Below are 17,485 nucleotides of genomic sequence, written 5' to 3' on the forward strand. Positions count from 1 at the left end.
GGAGTTTGATTTGCTGTGCGATCGCGTCTCTCCGTCGATCACTCGGCCGAGATCACCCCGGGTGGCAAGGGTTCTTCGAATACGATTCGGTTTCCGTCTTTGTCGACGCGGTAGCCGGGACCGTAGTAGCCATAGTTTGACTGGTACTCGCGAGGGTACCATTGCCCATTGTTGTAATAGCCGGAGTTGACGCCGTTTCCGACCACGCCACCGTCGTAGGGGCTATAGGCGTAAGCCGGCGCACATGGATCAGCCGGTGCACACGTTCCGCACGCGTTGGAAGGTGCGGCGACGTATGGAGTGCCGTAGGCCGGTTGTGGATTGTACGCGGGCGTTTGGTAGGTCGGTGCGGTATTGCAGGTCGGTGCCGGGGCGACGGTCAACGGAACGTTGCGACGCAATGGAAGCAACGGTTTGCCGCAGACTCCGCCGCATTGGGCTCCGCGTCCGAAGAAGAAGTTTCGGAACGGAGTACATCCGCCTGCCGACGTTAGGACTAGCAATGCCAGTACAATCATCAAAGGGCGCTTGTTCATTTGATTTTCCGCGATTTGCACAGGGAGCGTATTCGTTGGTCTCGACTCGAGATCTGTTCAAAAGTAGGACGCTCTGAATGATGTGCAAACGCAACATCGTTTTTTTTCGGCAACAATTTGTTGCGTTTCCACCGCTGCTAGATCGATGCCCCCCGTGATCACGTTTCAAGCACACCGGTGACGCCCCTTCCGGCTGACCTAGCCAGCTGACCCTGTCCGGCGCCCGCCATTCGTCCTGCCTTGATCGCTTAACTTGATTGCCAACATGATCTATAGCGTGATGTCGATAAACGTGATGCAACACCTCTGTGATCGCGCCGGACACGTCGTGCGAATCGCCACCGTTTGTTTAGCACTGTTGGTGATTTATCTGAGTCCCCGGTCGGTCAACGGCGACGAGCTACCGGTCGACCCTTGCGTCAATGAAAGGATAGAAAGCGAAACCGAATTGGTTTCGATGTCTCCGACCGATTGCGAACGTGTGTTCTTGTTTTCGACGCGGCATCTTCCACATGACGCGTGTTGCGTTTCATTGGATCAGCCAGCCTTTCACATTTATCAGATCGAGTGCGGACAAAGCCGGGTGATCGATTCACAGCAGTACTTTGCTTCGATTCGTCCGGACCGTCCCGTCGTTATCTACGTGCACGGCAATCGAATGCCCGCATCGAACGTCGTGCAGCGAGCGATGCAGGTTCGCCAAATGATCAAGCGAACGTTGACGCAACCGGTCGACTGGCTAATTTTCAGTTGGCCCAGCGCACAAGAAGGCATCGCGATTCATGACGTCCGTCGCAAAGCCGATCGCTGTGACGCGCAAAGTTTGTATTTAGCGACGATCATGCGGTCGCATGCCGCGGCTGGGACCCCCTTGGCCGTCGTCGGATTTAGTTTCGGCGGACGCGTCGTCACCGGCGCATTACATGCGATGGCGGGCGGGACGCTGAGCGGCCGATCTATCCCAGGGGCGACGATCGAGGGTGCCGGCGTCGAAGTCGGCTTGGTGGCCCCGGCGATCGAATCAAATTGGCTCGCCTCTTGTGGATATCATCGCTTTGCCACCAAAAACATGGATCAGTTGTTTTTGATGTACAACCGACGCGACGCGGTCCTGAAACGTTATTGGCGATTGGAAAAAGTTCGGAACCAGACCGCGCTCGGATACAGCGGGCCGACGTCGTTCGCCCCGCGCATCGATGGGAGTCGACTACCGGTTCGCTCGCGAGACTTTTCCGGTAGCGTCCGCCTACGGCACGCGGAACTCGATTATTACGAGAACGGTTGTGGACGCGACTTCGCGCGTTTGATCCAAGAGTCTGCGAGCCAAGCGTACTAACGGAAACGGACGATGCAATCCGAACGTGGCTCCAATGCTCATACAGACTCTAGCGTCGCTAGGGCCCGTCACGCGATTCGATGGGCGTATCAAAACGGCCAGTGGGTCGAAGCGGACGGGTTATCGCTCCTTCTGGATGATCTTGCGATCACGCACGCTGTCACTGCGGTCGAGCGAATTCGCGCGTACGATGGGGCATTATTTCGGTTGCAGGATCACCTGCATCGTTGGCAACGAACCACATCTGTCCTACGCCTTTCGTCGCTGCCCGGACGTGAACAATTAAGTAGCTTGATCGATCAAACGATTCAGAAAAATGCTCCCTGGATCGAACAGCAATCCGGCTTCGGCGTCTTGTTAGTCGGATCCCCCGGGGCAACTCCCAACGGAAACCAGAACGGCAGTACGCTAATCATCGATCTCTATCCGATCGACGAAGCGTCCATGCAGCGGCGAATCGGTGATGGCACACCCATTGTGGTTACCGATGTGATGCAACCCGACCCACATTGCTGGCCGCGTGACATCAAGGTTCGCTGCCGTTTGCACTACTATTTGGCCGACCTTGCGGCACGGCAATCCGATCCGGCAGCACTGGGAGTGTTGATCGATACCGACCGTTCGATCACCGAAACCAGCTTGGCAAACATTGTGATCGTCGAAGGCGGCACCTTGGTGTCTCCACCGGCGGGTCGAATCCTGCTGGGTATCTCCTTGCAAGTGGTGAAGGAACTCGCGGATGATTTGGGGATACCTTGGCAGGAAGATGTCATTTCGACGGACCGATTGAAAGCAGCCGGCGAGATACTTCTGACCGGGACAAGCTGTGGCGTTTGGTTTGCCAATCGTGTAGACGGAAAGGCGACCAAGGATCATCGCCCCATTTACCAAGCTCTGCGAACCGCGTTTGATCGAATCATCTAAGTGACGAACCGCGCACTGACCGTTGAAAGGTGTGCGATGATCGACGGATGAGAGTTAGAATCGGTGATTGTGACATAACCGTGGCTAACGCCATGCGGCTGATCATCAAGCGTGACATAACCGTGGCCAATCCAGAACCAACGTCTGTGGTGGGCGGCTACGGGTGATGCTTTGTTGTGATCGCCAAGGCTTGCCGATGAATGCCCGGTGCCGCCGCGAGGACACTGGATTGCTGCAGTCCCAATGGGTTGCCTAGGGCATCGGTGATCAATCCCCCCGCTTCGCTGACAATCAATTGCCCGGCGGCAAAGTCCCATGGCGATAGTTTGTATTCGAAGAACGTTTCGAATTGACCTGATGCGACTGCACAGAGATCGAGCGACGCGGTGCCAAACCGCCGGATACCATGGATGTGGTGCGAGAAAAATTCCTCAATCGCCGCCAATGTCGAACGCATCATCTCTCCGCGATCGTAATAGAATCCGCATCCGATCATCGAGGTTGATAGTTCGGTTGCCTCGGAACACTTGATGGGGTGCGAGTTCCGGAAAGCACCTTGGCCATCGATCGCGGTGTAGGTATCTCCGGTAATAGGGTTGTGCACGACGCCGACCGCTGGCTTGCCAGACTGAAAATAGCCGATCGAGACGGCAAAGTGGCCGATGCGATGTGCGAAGTTGTTTGTCCCATCAAGTGGATCGATCACCCACAAGTGTTCGGCCGTCGTATCGCCGACAAGGTCTTCTTCGCCGAGTAGCTCATGAGACGGATAGGCGTTGGCAATCAAACGTGCGATCACCGACTGGCTTTCCAAGTCGGCATCGCTGACCAGATCGTAGGACTTTCCCCCGAACTCTGCTTTGTTTCTAAGTTCGATACCGTCATGCCAGTAACGCTGTAGAACATGCCCGCCGGCTTGCGCTGCGGAGATCGCGGTGTCTAAAACGGATTGCAGTGAATTGGCCATGATCGAAGCGGTGCGTCACGATGAAAGGGCAGTTAGACCACCGGAACGCGGGGCGCGTTTTCCGGGTTGGCGATCGGCAATTTCACGACCGCCGAGGTCCCGCGACCTGGGATCGATGAAAACTGCAGCGAGCCACCCAATTGTGAGACCACGTTGCGGGTTAGGTAAAGGCCCAATCCGATCCCACGGCCAGGTTCTTTCGTTGTGAAGAAGGGATCACCGATTCGCCCCAACACTTCGTCGGTCATGCCTTGGCCTTCGTCGGTCACAATGAACTCAACATACTGAACACCGATTCTAGATTCGACCTTCACACGACCGCTACTTCCGCTGGCGTCCAATCCGTTGTGGATCAAGTTCCGGATCGCTTGGGCAACCGCTTCTTCGGGCATCCAAAGCGTTCGGCTCTCGTCATCTTCGGAGCCATCGATGACGTCGACGCGATGTGGATCGCGGACGCCTTCGAGTGTCGCGTCGATCAATTCTCCGACGGTCGTCTTGTACCACTGCTGGGCCATCGAATCACCGGCGGCGCCACGCATGCGTTGCAAGATATGACGACACAGCTCCAGTTGATGGTCGATCAGCCGCAAGTCTTCGGCGACCGATGCGGGTTTTTCCACGCCTTCGAGGTGGCGGCCGAGTTCTCGTGAAATGACGTCAATCGTCGACAACGGCGTTGCCAATTCATGAGCCGCACCGGCGGCGAGTGTCGTCAGTGCTTCGATCCGCCGATTGGCCGCTTTCGCGAGTTGGCTTTCGCGCAGTTCCTTTTCACGAGCCCGCAGAGACCCGCTGGTGCGAGTCACGAAGTACGTTACGACCGAAGCACAGGTGGTGAACGCGAGCATCAATCCGATCGAACGCAAGCCGAGCCCGTCGGGGTCGATGGTCGGGCCTAATTCCGGCACAGGCACACTGTCTATTAAGAGCAGTCCGTACCCGGCGATCGCGACGGCGGTCATTGACCAAGCCGCCCGCGGCCAGATCATCACGCCCCCGACGGCCAAATTGACGAAGTAAAAAAAACTGAAGGGATTGGTTGGACCACCGCTGAAATACAACATCGCCGTGAGCGTCATCAAATCTAGCAGCATCAGTCCCAAGGTTAACGTTCGAACCTTGGGGGCGTCATCGATCGTAGGCCGCTCTGGATCAATTTGCAGTTTGTCGGCCCCTTCCGATTCGTCTCCATCGATCGTCGGCTCGAGCGCGGGGTCGCTCGAACGCAGATAAACCCCATAGGTCACGTTAGTGATCGCCGTCATTCCGACGAAAGCCAGAAGCGCGACGTATTGAAGTTCGATCCCAATGATGACCGACACAACGATCGCGACCAGTTGACCGGCAATTGCGAAGTACCGAAGGTGGAGCAACCAAGTCGATGATCCGAGGCGAGCGGCCGGTATTAACGGCAAAGCCAAACGCGAGACTGGACTGTTCACGGGACGCGTCGCACAAAGAAACGAGGAAATTCAATCAGGCGTGGTCGTGCGAACGATTCACACACAAGACCGGTTCGGCGACGGGTGTTGCAAACTGAAATGGTTTAGTGGTCGATCGCCGTCTCGTTGGCACTGCGATCGTGCTGCTCGCGAAGCTGATTCATTGTTTCGATGATCGCTTTCGCTTGGAAACTGATCGCTGATTTACCATCTCCGGAACGCATCGCCGAACAGCCTTGTTTCTGCAGTGCGTCGATCTGATCCCAGTCCATCAGCCAATTTTTCAGTTTCGCCGCTTCGCGCAGTTCCGCGACGGTTTTACCAAGTCGACGATACAGCGTTTCATCTGGCTTCGCGACGTAGCGACGATAGGGGGCGTTGCCACCAAACGCTTTCGGAATTGCAGTGCCGTCACGAAGTGCCAACTGGCGGCGTTTCGATTGCTCTTTGAAACTGCTGTAGCTCATCGCGGCGATGACCCCGGAAATGATCGCACCGAGAACGGCGATGATCATCGGGCCGGGTTGCTGCAGCAACCAAAAGGCAACGCTGGTGACAGAAGAAATCCCACACGCCACGATCGCGCCGATCGTTCCCCAGAAAACGAGCGTGTCGTCGTTGCTCGGCTGCGTCGCCTTCGCTTCGTTACTGACCAACGGCCCATCGGTGACGGTGGTGACGACCACGGTCGAGTTATCAGGGCCGCCGCGAAGGTTTGCCAAGTCGACGAGGACTTCGACGGCCAAATCTTCTGGCAAACATTCAAGCAGTGTGGCGATTTCGACATCGTCAACTTGCCCGGAAAGCCCGTCGCTGCAGAGCAAGAATTTGTCGCCGATCTTTAGTTCGAACGGCCCTTCGATATCGACCTGGACGTCCGCGTTCGGGCCGAGGGAACGAGTGATCACATTTTTTGGAAGCGCTTGACCGAGGGCGCTTTCGGGATGCACCTGACCGCTGGCCTGAACCTCCCAGACCAGTGAGTGGTCAAACGTCAGTTGCTCCATGACTCCGTCGCGAAGTCGGTAAACGCGTGAGTCTCCGACGTGGGCGATGACCGCACCACAAGGAAGCAGGGCAAGGGTGCTCGCCGTCGTTCCCATGTTGTGAAATTCGGGATTCTGCTGACCGCGTTGGTAGATTTCGGCATTCGCTTCGCTGACCGCGACATGCAGCGAATCCTTGGCATTTGCGATCGAAGTGCGAAAGTAATTCATCGCGATCAATTCGGTCGCCATGCTGCTGGCCAATTCGCCCGCCGCGTGGGCGCCCATCCCATCGGCGACGACAAAGAGGTGACCACGCGACATAAAACGCTCACTCGATTGAGCGGGGATGACGGAGTAGGAATCTTGATTGTTAGTTCGGCGCATACCGACATCGGTTCGCGCCGCACAGACAACACCAGGATTCCAGGACTCCGACACCGATTGCTTTTCCCGAGGCAGCTTTGTGATTGAAGACGATAAATGGAGCGAAATTGACATGTCACCGCTGGGTAACGGGGATCTTCCTATTGTATTTGCCAGCTTCGGAAACACCTAGGCGGCGATGGCAACGGATTCTCCCGGTTCGCCGCGGCACGTTTAAGATCGCGCGTCGAACGCGCGGTACCCACAACGACTGAGATCTTGTTTACCAGATTGGAATACTGACATGTCAGATGAATCTTTCGTTTCGCACTTTAGATCCACGCGAATTCAGCACCAATCGACCGTATTTTCCCACTTTCCCTGGAACAGTTGTTCAGAAAGTGATTTTCGTTGGCGGCCGGCTTTTTCTCGGTCCTGCATCTGCTGTGCTTGTTCGCCCGACGCTTCACTAGTCTCGGGATAGCCGATGGCGATCGCGGTGGCTGGTTCAAAAGAATCCGGAATTTGGTACTCCGTGCGAACTTGGCTCAGGTTTACCCCAGCCATTTGGTGGACCTGCAACCCCAGGGTCGCCGCCTGCAGCGCCAAGTGAGCGGCGGCTTGGCCAAGGTCATGCAGGGCGACACGGTTTGGTTTTTCGTTTTTGGCAAACTTGCTGCGATACGCAGTCAAGACCAACGCACCCGCGTTGGCAGCCCAACCTTGGTTGGCTTCGAGCAGGCAACCCAACATCGTTTTAAAGCCGGACTCATCATCACGCGTCGCGACGATCCAGCGCCAAGGTTGCTCGTTGTAACTGCTGGCGGCCCATGCGGCGGCTTCGAAACACTGGACCAGCAGATCTTTGGGAACCGGTTTGGGCTCAAAGCGATAGGGGCTGTAGCGACTTTCAATTGTCGGATGGACAGGATGACGTGTGGGGTTCGTCGTCACGGTGCATCGATCTCCGATGTCAACGGTTGAGAAACGAGGTCAGTAGGAGCGGTATGATACGCCATGGTGAAGCCTGTCGGTGACAGCCAAACACCGTTTCACCGTCACCGGGTAGCGGACACTCGCTGGCACAGCATAGCGGCTCTTTCCTTCTCCGTTTTACATGCGGATCGGCGATCGATGCCAAAAAGACGAATTCGCGAGTGGGGTGTCGGGTAGGCGCCGATCAGGAACGTCGTGCCAACAGCAGAACGCCGCGTTCGTTTCGAACTGGGAAGTCGGCGATTTCACGGCGAAGCATTGCGAGCGGATCTTTGGCGTCGCCATCGCTATGACGGAGACAGCAACCGACCAAGTCTTGTCCGATACCGTCTTTGCGAAGGCCGGCGGTGTAGGCGAGTAGCTTTTCGCCGACCGACAACTTGAAGGTCGATTCGAAACAATCGATGTCGATCGCGCTGGCAAGCGGGCGACAACCCGAGGCGACCAACGGACGGTAGCCATAGCTGCCCGCGATCATGCCTTCGATTTGCCCTGACACGGCGACTTCGCCCTCACCGGATTCCGGATCCAGGCGGATGTACATCAGCGACACCAGTTGGTCGGCAGTGTTCGATTGCCAGAGCGTGTCGCTGATCCGCTGCAGCATCTGTCGGGGTGAATGTCGATAGCCACTGTGCGCGGTCAACGCCGCTCGTGCGGTGGCGGCCGCCATCGCACCGTTGGCGTGTGTGTCGACGGCTTCGGCGATCGCGACCATGACCGTTCCATCGGGCAACACGTCCCAGGCATGCCACCCGGTGCTCCAACGATCGGGGGACTCGATCATTGCGTCGACATACCAACCGTCGGCGACGTCATTGTTCGCCGGCAGGGATGAATACTGCCATGCTGCGATGTCGGCAACCGCTTCGGTGGCCTGCTTGGACGAAAGCTGAGCGCGACTTTGAACGGCGGCGGTTAGATTTAATGCGACTTGTTTCGCAGCCATTCGCGCGATCGCGGCATGGGATCGATCAAGCGGGCGACGGCTATTGGAATACAGCCACAGTGTTCCGATCGGCAAATCGCCTTTGTAGATCGCAGCGCAAATCGCCGAGCCGGCCTGTTCGGGGGCACACCAAGTCGCACCGGAGTCGTTTTGCAGGTCCTCGATCAAGACGACTTCTTGGACCATTGCTTCTAAGTCGCCACGACTTCCACGAAGCGGACGCGGCTCTGCGGTCAGTCGATCATCGGGCAAACCGAAGACAACTCGCGTGTTGAGAAATTGCGTGTCATCATCAAGTACGTAGATGGCGGCGGCATCAAAACGCAGCGCCAGTGTGGCGTCACGCAATGTGTCTTCGATACTTTGGCAGGTTTCATCGACGTCAGACGTACTGTACGGGGCGACTGCCATCGCGGCCAATTCAAGCTCTCGTTTACGAACGTGCGACTGCAACGTCTCGATTTCGCCGGCCATGTCATGGGCGATCTCGGCAAGCTCGGCTGCGCTGGCCTTTTCGACCGGTGGCATCGCATCGAGCGGGTGATCGGCCATCACATCCATGGCGACCGCCGGGAGCACCTTCAGTGGTTGGCGCTTTTCTGGGTCGGCGGGATTGGGTTGGGGACTCGTCGGATGTGACGAATCGACACGCCAACCTGTTGCCGCCGAAAAGGCTTGCCAGAAACGCTGGCTGTTGGTGCTGGCGTTGATCGATGACTCGGGCGCCGGGTCGTCGCCGCGATGAATTCGTAATTGATGGTGAGAAGCCGTCTTGTCCACAGCAAATTCCTGGCAGTCGAGACGCACTTGATCCGCGTCGGTGGGTGAATGGTGCACCGCCCTGATCGATCACGATTGACCAAGTGGCGCGACGGCAATCCCTGCCCGAAACTGTTCATCTCCATGACCAGCACCGATCCGGCGGACCGGCCTGTTGCAAAGTGCCATCGTCAAAAGCGCCTAGACGTTCTGAACCGTTTTGCCAGTAAACCTTTCGATGGCCGCAGACTCGGGGCCGCCGCTCCGCACGATCGTTAACAACGGACCAAACCGTGTTTCGAGCGAATGTCCGCATAACAGATGCGATCCGGTCGAAAATCAAATGCAGGTCATGTGATCCAGGCGATCGCTTTGGTACGGCAGGGATAGCCGCGCGAATCGCGTTTCACAATATGCCGGCAGGCACACACGCGTGCCGGATAGTTTTCAGCGTGAATTCACAAGAGGTGGGAAAGGATGTCCCGAAATCGTCAACGGCTTGTTACAAGGAAACGGCTGGCCGCACTGCTGGGCGGCTTGATGATGTCACTGCCCGCGATGACCAATGTCGCGGACGCACATCATCCGAATCGCGAAAATCAGCCCGTCCACCAACGCATCGATGTCATCGGCCCGGTCGGCAATAATCTGCCTCCGGGACACCGACGAACTTACAATCGTCCCAGTTACATCGAAGGCAAGGTGGCCTACCACATCGCCCCCAGCAGCCAAGAAGCAATGACGTGGCACCGCTCGGTCCACCGTGGTCTTTACGAGAAGGATCAACGCTGTAAACGCTGCACCGACCTATATTTTTACCCCAAGCCGTGGGAAGCCCTGCTGACCGGCCCGCGACCGCCACAGACGGCAAGCGTTCGTGATCAAGGCATCGAACTCGATTACGGAGATGGCGTCATCGGTGATCCATTGCCGGAAGATGTCGAATCGATGCTGGAACTGCAATCACCGCCGCTTCAACCACCGGCGATCGATGGACTCGATTCGTCGTCGTCGCTGGGGCAACCGTCGGCATCCGAGACGATCGCCTTTGGCGCCCAAGGTCAATTCGGACTCGCCGCTGTTTCACACGCGAGTTCCACGTCGTCGGTCGCCGGTCCGGAGCCCGCCATCAGCGTTGACCAACCCGAGAAGGTCATCGCCGCAACCGGCAATCAGAACAAAACCGCCAAAAAGCCCAGCCGGTTGTCGCAGCTGGCCAAGCCGATTTACCTGCGTTTCTCGCCCGGCCGCACAGAGTAGTCGCGCACAGAGTAGTCGCGAACGGTTTCAAATGATCGTGCCGCCGCCACTGTTGTTTCACGCCGAAAGCGTTTCACGGTGCGGCGCCGATCCGAGGTTTTGCGCTGTTGGTGTCAGTTCTGGACGCCGTGTTCTAAGCAGGTAAACACGAGTCTTTGGGTTTAACCATCTGGATAACACCCTCACGCTTGCGGGAGAGTGAAATGACTTAAGCCGAATCATTCGCGTTCAACTGCTTAGGCGCCGTGTTCTGGACGTCGTGTTCTGGGTTGTTTGGTGACGCAGGCCCGACGCTAGCGCGTTCGGCTCACCGGGTTTCGGGCAGCTTGAAGTAAACATCGACGGCTAGCAGATTGGCCAATTTTGAAAATCAATCGGAAAATTTGACAGAACCGTCAAAGTTTACACCGCTTGCCACCGATACCTCTCTCTGGACAGGTTTCCGTGTTTGCGATGACACGGCAATCTGGTGGGGGGCTTCCATTTGGACTGCTCGTGTTTCGGCTTAATCGTCGTGTGATCCTCCTTCACGCGGTTCCGATTTTGTACGAACGCGACCTAGGGAAGCTTTAGGGCATGAATCGCTCGCTTTTTCGTTTTGCTGCGTACCTGCAACTCGTGTTGGCGATTGTTTTGGCGACTGGATGTACGCCGACGCAACCGTTTTTCATCAACGAGTCGCCGGACCTCAAACATTATCTCGACACAGCGACTTCCATTGAATACCCGGATGTCGATGCGCCTAGCATGCCGGAAGCGGTTGAATCGCTTCCGCCGCTGACGGTCGGTAATCACGACTATCAGTTCTGGAATCTCACGCTCGAAGAGTGCGTCGGGATGGCACTGCAGAACGCACGGTTCATCTTGGCCAATGGCGGAACGTCAGAAACGCAGCAGAACCTGGCCGCACAGTTTGTCAGTGGACAACCCGGACAGTTCGGCAGCATCTACGACGTCGCGCTCCAGCAAACGACCACCCAGTCAGCCGCATTGGCGACCGATGGTTCGGGCAACCGTTTGTTGCCACGAGGTGCCGTGCGAGCCAATCAGATCGGCGGCGTCGAGGACGCGTTGGCCGAGTTTGATGCGGTGGCGAGCGGATTCATTGATCTGTCGACGACCGATCGTCCCCAAAACGTTGGTTCGGGTAATTCGATCAACCCGCAGATTTCGGTCGGGCAAAATACGACCCAACAAGCCGCTTTGAGCAAGCGTTTGGCAACCGGCGGCGTCGTCACCCTTCGTCAACAAACGATCTACTCGCGAAACAATTCGCAGATCAGCGCGTTTTCGCGGCTTTACCCCAGCGACTATACGGCGTTGGTCGAAGCTCAAATCCAGCACCCGCTGGCCCGAAATCGCGGAACGTACATCAACCGAATTCCGGTCATGCTCGCCAGCATGAACGAAGACATCGCGATCGCGGCTTACGAAGCGCAGGTCCGAAACTTGGTTCGCAACGTCGAAGTTGCTTACTGGGATCTGTACCTGTCCTACCGAGCGGTTTCGACGGCAACGATTGCCCGTGACAGTGCCCAAGCGACGGCACAGTTCACCAAGCTGAACCTGCAAAAGGGATTCGCGACGAACCAAGAGGTCTCCCAAGCCGTCGCCCAATACTGGAACCTGCACCGAAGATTGATCGGAGCCCTGGCCGGATCGAACCTGCCCGGTGATGACCCGCGAGGTGTCTATGGACGCGAGCGTGCCCTTCGCGAATTGATCGGATTGGCTCCGACCGACGAACGATTGATCCGCCCGATCGACGAACCCACGATCGCCCGCGTCGAGTTTGATTGGTGGGAATCGGTGGCCCAAGCGTTGTACCTCAGCCCCGAACTTCGCGACAAAAAATATCGAATCAAACAAGGTGAATTGGAACTGGCCTTGGCGAAGAACCAAGTGTTGCCCGACGTGAACTTGTCGTTCCTTTATCGCTGGGTCGGACTGGGCGATACGCTCGGACCGCCGGATCGTGCGGACCGCTTCCCGGCCGACGGCAGCAGTGCGTTGGCAGAACTGACCAGCGGGGACTACCAAGAAGCCCAGGTGCGATTGGACATCTCCATGCCCGTCGGACTACGCCGCGAGTACGCACGGATTCGAAATGCTCAGATGACACTGAAAAGCCGCCAAGACAATTTGGCCGACAGTGAGCGACTGTTGATCAGCCAACTCAGCGACGCGGTCGCCAAGGTGGCCAGCCATTACAGTCTGCTGCAATCGGCGGCCAACGAATGGCAAGCAACCGAACAGGAAGTCGACGCCCGATTGCTGGAATACCGGAAAGGGATTCGCGACGTGAACGTGGTGCTGCAAAGTCAGCAACGTCGCGCCGAAGCACAAATTTCGTACTACCGAGCGTTGACCGAGTACAACAAGTCCATCAACTACGTCGACATGCTGAAAGGGACCTTGCTGGTCAACAACGGGATCACCCTTCGCGAAGGACCGTGGAATTCGAAAGCTTACTGCGATGCCTTGGAACGAGCCCGTGAACGTGCCGCCGGCCACCAATTGCAATACGGTGTGACGCGTCCCGGTGTCATTCGCCAGGGTGCGGTCAAGGATGCTGACACCGCAGCAAAGATGTTCGGATTCGGCGACAAAGCAGCCCCTGACCAAGACCTCCAATTGTTCTCGCCTTCGCCTAACGACGTGCCGGCGGTCCCCGAAACGTCGCTCCGCGAATTCGAATCGACCGGGCAATTGACGACGCCTGACCCCACAATGCCTCGCTATGTTCCCGTACCCAAAGACGCCGACGGAAACAAGCCAGCGGCAAAGGCCGTCGATTCTCTCGATGCACCGAGCAGTGTCCTGGTTCCCAACGAACCGCTTAGCCAAACGGCCCGCCCGGTTGGATCGGTACAGCAAGCGAGCCATCAATCGGCCGGTATTCAATCCGCCATCGGCAGCGGTGTTGTGAACCAGTCTTCTCATGTTCGACCCGCGGTCGCCGATCCAAACGGGGCACCGATTCCCGTGCGACGGAAACGAATCGAACTACAATCGGGAACGCATTCAAAATAACACTGTCTTAATATCGCTCGTCACTGACAGCAATTGCGAGCGAAGACGACAGTCACCAATCCATCCGTAGGGCGGAGGAATAGCGGGATCGCAGAATTGATCTGCAAAGGTTGAATCTCTCTCGCTCACGAACAGCTCGAGTCGCGCTTTCACAAGCGCCTCGAGCTTTTCGTCGTTTTGAAGCGACATCGCGGATCGCTCCGGCATCTGCCGAAAGCCTCGGCGGCTTCCGCTACGGCTCATCTTCTCGGTTCCGAATTAGCCGAATGGCGTTAGCCACGGTTGCGTTACAGTCCCATGAGGCAGAATATTCACGTCCCGGTTCTCAACTTAATCAACGCCTAGGTGACTTCGTCGTAGATCAGTTGGTCATCAATCCAAACGCGGAAGCGGCGGATTTGCAGGCCTCGGGAGAAATCGATTTCGATGCGGCCGTCGCGACCATGCGGATCGATCGATTCGGGAAGACTGAAGCGGACGGTGCGGTCGATGTCCAGCCAGCTGATTTTGCTCCACACGGTGATCCCCGAAACCTGCACGGTCTGGCGAAACCACCACCCCGAATATCGCAGTTGAAACTCCTGAGGCGAGCGAAAGTCGATGACGCGGTACAGAAATGTGCGTTCAGCGAGCGACGCGCGTTCTGTGAACACACCGGTCTGTAGCGGTGATTCGGTCGAAACGGAGTAGGGATTTACGATCGGATTGACCCCGCAGACTTGGAAAACGATAAGGCGGTACTATCCTACCGTCAGATCAGGTGATGCCGACTGCCCGTTCACGCATCACTTTTCTCCCGCCCCCAATGATACGAAAGAGCCAAGTGATGCGTTCGATCCGCCAGGGAATTCTCCGCCTCGAAAGATTTTGCGTTGCGGCGTTGTGCGCCGCAACGCTGGCCCCCTCGACCAGCGTCGCCCAACCAACGGGATCGCTGATCACGCAACAGTGGAAATCCGTGGGTGATTCGGGGGTGCTGCGAGCGGGTATCCTGCCGCCTTCCGGAGTCGTCACGGAGCGTGGCGGACGGGTCAGTGTCGCAGTCACCGGGGCCGATGGCACCGTGATCACCGGGGTGCCAGCGAAAGAATCGGCGAGCGAACTCCTATTCAGTGGCGTCCGACCGGGGACCTACTCATTGGTGGCTGCGGGACCGAATTTGGTCGCGCTCTACGCGGTTCATTTTGTTGCCGAGCCCACGTCGAAAACCAACCGTCCGTTGTTGGTCGCCCCTGCCAACCTAGATGTCGCAATTGTTCGAGCAGCCGCGACGCGGTACCTGCCAGACGAAGTCGACTTCGCGGCCGTATTCGCTGCCTCCGTTGGCAGTCAGATCGTCAAGCAGCAGGAGATCGCCGAGGACCAGATCCCGCGCATCCGTCTGTCAGGCGACCTTTTGAAAGGCCAGGCCTATCGTGCGGGCGTCGCCGGCAACGACATGATCCCTGCCGGCGCCAACAATGTGCTGGTTTATCAGAACCAAACGTTGGTCAAGCAACTCGTCAGCCAAACGAACGGTAGTTTCGAAATCGACACGCTGCCGCCGGGCGCGTACTCAATCATCATCGCCGGTCCCGATGGTATGGCAGTGACCGGATTCGAGATCGCCGAAAACCGTCTCACGACGGCTCAATTCACCGAAGACTCTGCGATTCATTACGTCACGCAGCCGGTCGGCGACCCCCAGTCCACGTTTGCGGTCCAGCTCGCACCGGTTGGGACGCAATCTCCCGCAGTAGAAATGCTGTTTAACGCGCCAGGTACGGCCCAACAAAACGCTGCCGTGACTGGTGTTCCCGCCGATCAGCTGCAAGGAATGAGTGGCGGTGGGGGCGGCGGAGGAGGAGGAGCCCTGGGCGGCGGCGCCGGCTTGGGACCGATTTTAGGGCTTGGTGGAATCGGTGCGGCTGCCGCGATCGCATCGTCCGACGACGACGACACTTTGGTACCACCGCCGATCGCCAGTCCGATCACTCCCTAAGGCTGGTCGATGCCCCGCCAAGTCGTGTTCGAAACGACGTCAGCGCGGTTAAAATTGCGGCGCGAAAACCATGAAGATTCCACCAAGCTGAGCCTTGATGAGATGGCCTGATCGGTGGTGCGGCCGTTTATCTTCCCCATTTTGACAAATTGCGTTCTGGGAGCGTTGAATTCCCTATTTGCTGCACTTATAGTCACACAGCAGGAATGTTTGCCTGCAACTTAGAACGCTCAACTTTGACTGGAAGCTGGAAATGAATCTTCTGACTCGTGCTGCCGCTTCGCTTGCCCTTGCGTTGTCGGCCGGGTATGCATCGGCAGCCGATGTGACCGAACATCAGTGGGTACGCGCTACGAATGGTGCTGTAAAGGGACGCGTTGTCGTTCCCCGCAGCGACAGTATCTCTGCCGTTCGCGGAGCGAAAGTTCATCTACTTGATCAACGCGGAAACTTGGCGACCGGTGAAGTCAAGTCGGACAACACGGGACGTTTCACGATGACCGGGGTGAAGCCAGGGCTTTACACGTTGGTCATCCAAGGCGAGCACTCGTTCGCTTGCTGTGCGATGCACGTTGTTGACTCGATCGTCCCACTGAAAGACCAATTCGAAGTCGCTGCAGGTGCAGTCGATGCGGATGTGGTTCGCGGCTTGATGGTTCGATACTTGCCCAATGGCGAATCGAAAGGCGAGATCGCTTTTGACCCGGCAACGAATCCTCTGACTTTGGCCGATTCGGTCGCCGGTGAATCGATTCGGATTCGCCAGACCGACGGCGGACTGAAAGGTCGATTGGGACGTCCCGGCTTCGCAAAGGAACTTGGTGCGAGTGCATCGAACGTGATGATTTACAAGGAAGGCGCCGAAGTCGCTCGTACGACGACCGACGCGAAAGGCAACTTCTCGGTCGCGAAACTTGCCCCCGGTAGCTACACCGTCATCGGTTCGGGCCCTGACGGCTTCGGAGTCATGGGTGTCGAATTGGTCGACCCGAATTTGGTCGAAACGGCCGCAGGCCAATCCGGTGAGTCAACCTTCGTTGCCGCCGCGATGCTTCAAGAGACATTTATCATGCAAGTCGCGCCGGTGACCTCGGAAGAAGTCGTCAGCGATGTCGTTGTCACCGAAGAGTATTACGTCGAAGACGATGATCGCGGTGGTGCGATCTTTGGTGGCGGCGGAATGTCCGGCGGTGGCGGTGCTGGTGGCGGCGGGATCGGCGGAGGCGGTGGCCTTGGTCGTCTTGGCGTCCTCGGAGGCATCGGTGCTGCAATCGCAATTGCTGCGTCGGATGACGATGACTCGGTCACTCCTCCTGTAGCAAGCCCCTCGGTTCCTGCCAGCAACTAACGCTGATCGCCGACCGTATGAATTCCAACGAAGCCGCATCCGGCAACCCGGATGCGGCTTTTTTTGTTGGCGAGTGCCCGGCCTAGGACAAATACTTGAGTTCGGCTCAACCAAATTCCAGATGTGGACGAGACTTTAGGTTCAACGCGTGCGGCACCCGCGCGGTGCGTAAGCGGCGAAATACCGCGGCGAATATCGAGAGCCGAATGCACTCAATTGACACCTGCATCGCCTAGCCCAGCAGACCGCACGTCCTATCGATAGCGTTCTCAACACTCGGTTAAGTGGTTTCGGTGCAACAACCGGGGCTAACACCCGTCGGCTGATGAGGAGCCCCCGATGATTTAAGATGGTCCAAGCACTCATGTCATGCGGCTAACTCTGCGTCGGAGATGAAATGCGTGCTCTATGTTGCCGAAGTGGCAATCTTTACGGATTCCGAATTAACGTTACTTTTTTAGGGATGGTCACTGACCGACGGCGGCGTCGACTATCTTTCGTCGCAGGGTTCTTTCATCCCACTTTACCGCACGCAACAATGGGCTGATTGTTAAGCTCTCGATCGTCATCTGACCCACCGTCCCACCCCCTCCTTACCC

13 protein-coding genes are annotated in these 17,485 nt (G+C 57.2%); 6 read left to right on the forward strand and 7 right to left on the reverse strand.

Annotated features, from left to right (window positions below; all coding sequences use genetic code 11):
• Nucleotides 1-38 precede the first annotated feature (38 nt).
• The gene (locus FYC48_RS12700; protein ID WP_230777980.1) at nt 39-536 is read right to left on the reverse strand and encodes a hypothetical protein; all 498 of its coding nucleotides are present in this window, start codon (nt 534-536) and stop codon (nt 39-41) included.
• Between the two features lie 280 nt (nt 537-816).
• On the opposite strand from FYC48_RS12700, the gene FYC48_RS12705 reads away from it, so the two are divergent.
• Nucleotides 817-1,872, forward strand: coding sequence for an alpha/beta hydrolase (locus FYC48_RS12705; RefSeq protein WP_160149493.1), 1,056 nt, complete (start codon nt 817-819; stop codon nt 1,870-1,872).
• A 12-nt stretch (nt 1,873-1,884) separates the two neighbouring features.
• Nucleotides 1,885-2,796 (forward strand): aminotransferase class IV, encoded by a 912-nt coding sequence (locus FYC48_RS12710; protein WP_149497073.1) that lies wholly within the window; start codon nt 1,885-1,887, stop codon nt 2,794-2,796.
• A gap of 157 nt (nt 2,797-2,953) precedes the next feature.
• Here FYC48_RS12710 and FYC48_RS12715 read toward each other — a convergent pair whose 3' ends face one another.
• The 5 genes from FYC48_RS12715 to FYC48_RS12735 form a co-directional block, all read right to left on the reverse strand.
• A complete protein-coding gene (locus FYC48_RS12715) occupies nt 2,954-3,766 on the reverse strand; it encodes an inositol monophosphatase family protein (protein WP_390622123.1) in 813 nt (270 codons plus the stop codon).
• A 29-nt stretch (nt 3,767-3,795) separates the two neighbouring features.
• Entirely contained in the window at nt 3,796-5,208 is a 1,413-nt protein-coding gene (locus FYC48_RS12720; protein ID WP_230777970.1) for an ATP-binding protein, read from the reverse strand.
• A gap of 104 nt (nt 5,209-5,312) precedes the next feature.
• Nucleotides 5,313-6,581, reverse strand: coding sequence for a protein phosphatase 2C domain-containing protein (locus FYC48_RS12725; protein WP_230777967.1), 1,269 nt, complete (start codon nt 6,579-6,581; stop codon nt 5,313-5,315).
• A 327-nt stretch (nt 6,582-6,908) separates the two neighbouring features.
• Complete coding sequence (locus tag FYC48_RS12730) at nt 6,909-7,514, reverse strand: nitroreductase family protein (RefSeq protein WP_149497076.1); 606 nt, start codon at nt 7,512-7,514, stop codon at nt 6,909-6,911.
• Between the two features lie 226 nt (nt 7,515-7,740).
• A complete protein-coding gene (locus FYC48_RS12735) occupies nt 7,741-9,342 on the reverse strand; it encodes a GAF domain-containing protein (protein ID WP_149497077.1) in 1,602 nt (533 codons plus the stop codon).
• A gap of 399 nt (nt 9,343-9,741) precedes the next feature.
• Between FYC48_RS12735 and FYC48_RS12740 the strand changes: the two genes are divergently transcribed.
• On the forward strand, nt 9,742-10,524 hold the full coding sequence (locus tag FYC48_RS12740; RefSeq protein ID WP_149497078.1) for a hypothetical protein: 783 nt from the start codon (nt 9,742-9,744) through the stop codon (nt 10,522-10,524).
• A gap of 576 nt (nt 10,525-11,100) precedes the next feature.
• Nucleotides 11,101-13,557, forward strand: a complete 2,457-nt coding sequence (locus tag FYC48_RS12745; protein WP_149497079.1) for a TolC family protein — start codon at nt 11,101-11,103, stop codon at nt 13,555-13,557.
• A 341-nt stretch (nt 13,558-13,898) separates the two neighbouring features.
• Here FYC48_RS12745 and FYC48_RS12750 read toward each other — a convergent pair whose 3' ends face one another.
• Nucleotides 13,899-14,210, reverse strand: a complete 312-nt coding sequence (locus FYC48_RS12750) for a hypothetical protein (RefSeq protein ID WP_230773693.1) — start codon at nt 14,208-14,210, stop codon at nt 13,899-13,901.
• Between the two features lie 152 nt (nt 14,211-14,362).
• On the opposite strand from FYC48_RS12750, the gene FYC48_RS27765 reads away from it, so the two are divergent.
• Both FYC48_RS27765 and FYC48_RS27770 read left to right on the forward strand, forming a co-directional pair.
• Nucleotides 14,363-15,538, forward strand: a complete 1,176-nt coding sequence (locus FYC48_RS27765; protein ID WP_160149494.1) for a hypothetical protein — start codon at nt 14,363-14,365, stop codon at nt 15,536-15,538.
• A 253-nt stretch (nt 15,539-15,791) separates the two neighbouring features.
• A complete protein-coding gene (locus FYC48_RS27770; protein WP_160149495.1) occupies nt 15,792-16,886 on the forward strand; it encodes a collagen binding domain-containing protein in 1,095 nt (364 codons plus the stop codon).
• Nucleotides 16,887-17,485 lie beyond the last annotated feature (599 nt).

The sequence above is a fragment of the Roseiconus lacunae genome, from assembly GCF_008312935.1.
In the GTDB taxonomy this organism is placed as follows: domain Bacteria; phylum Planctomycetota; class Planctomycetia; order Pirellulales; family Pirellulaceae; genus Stieleria; species Stieleria lacunae.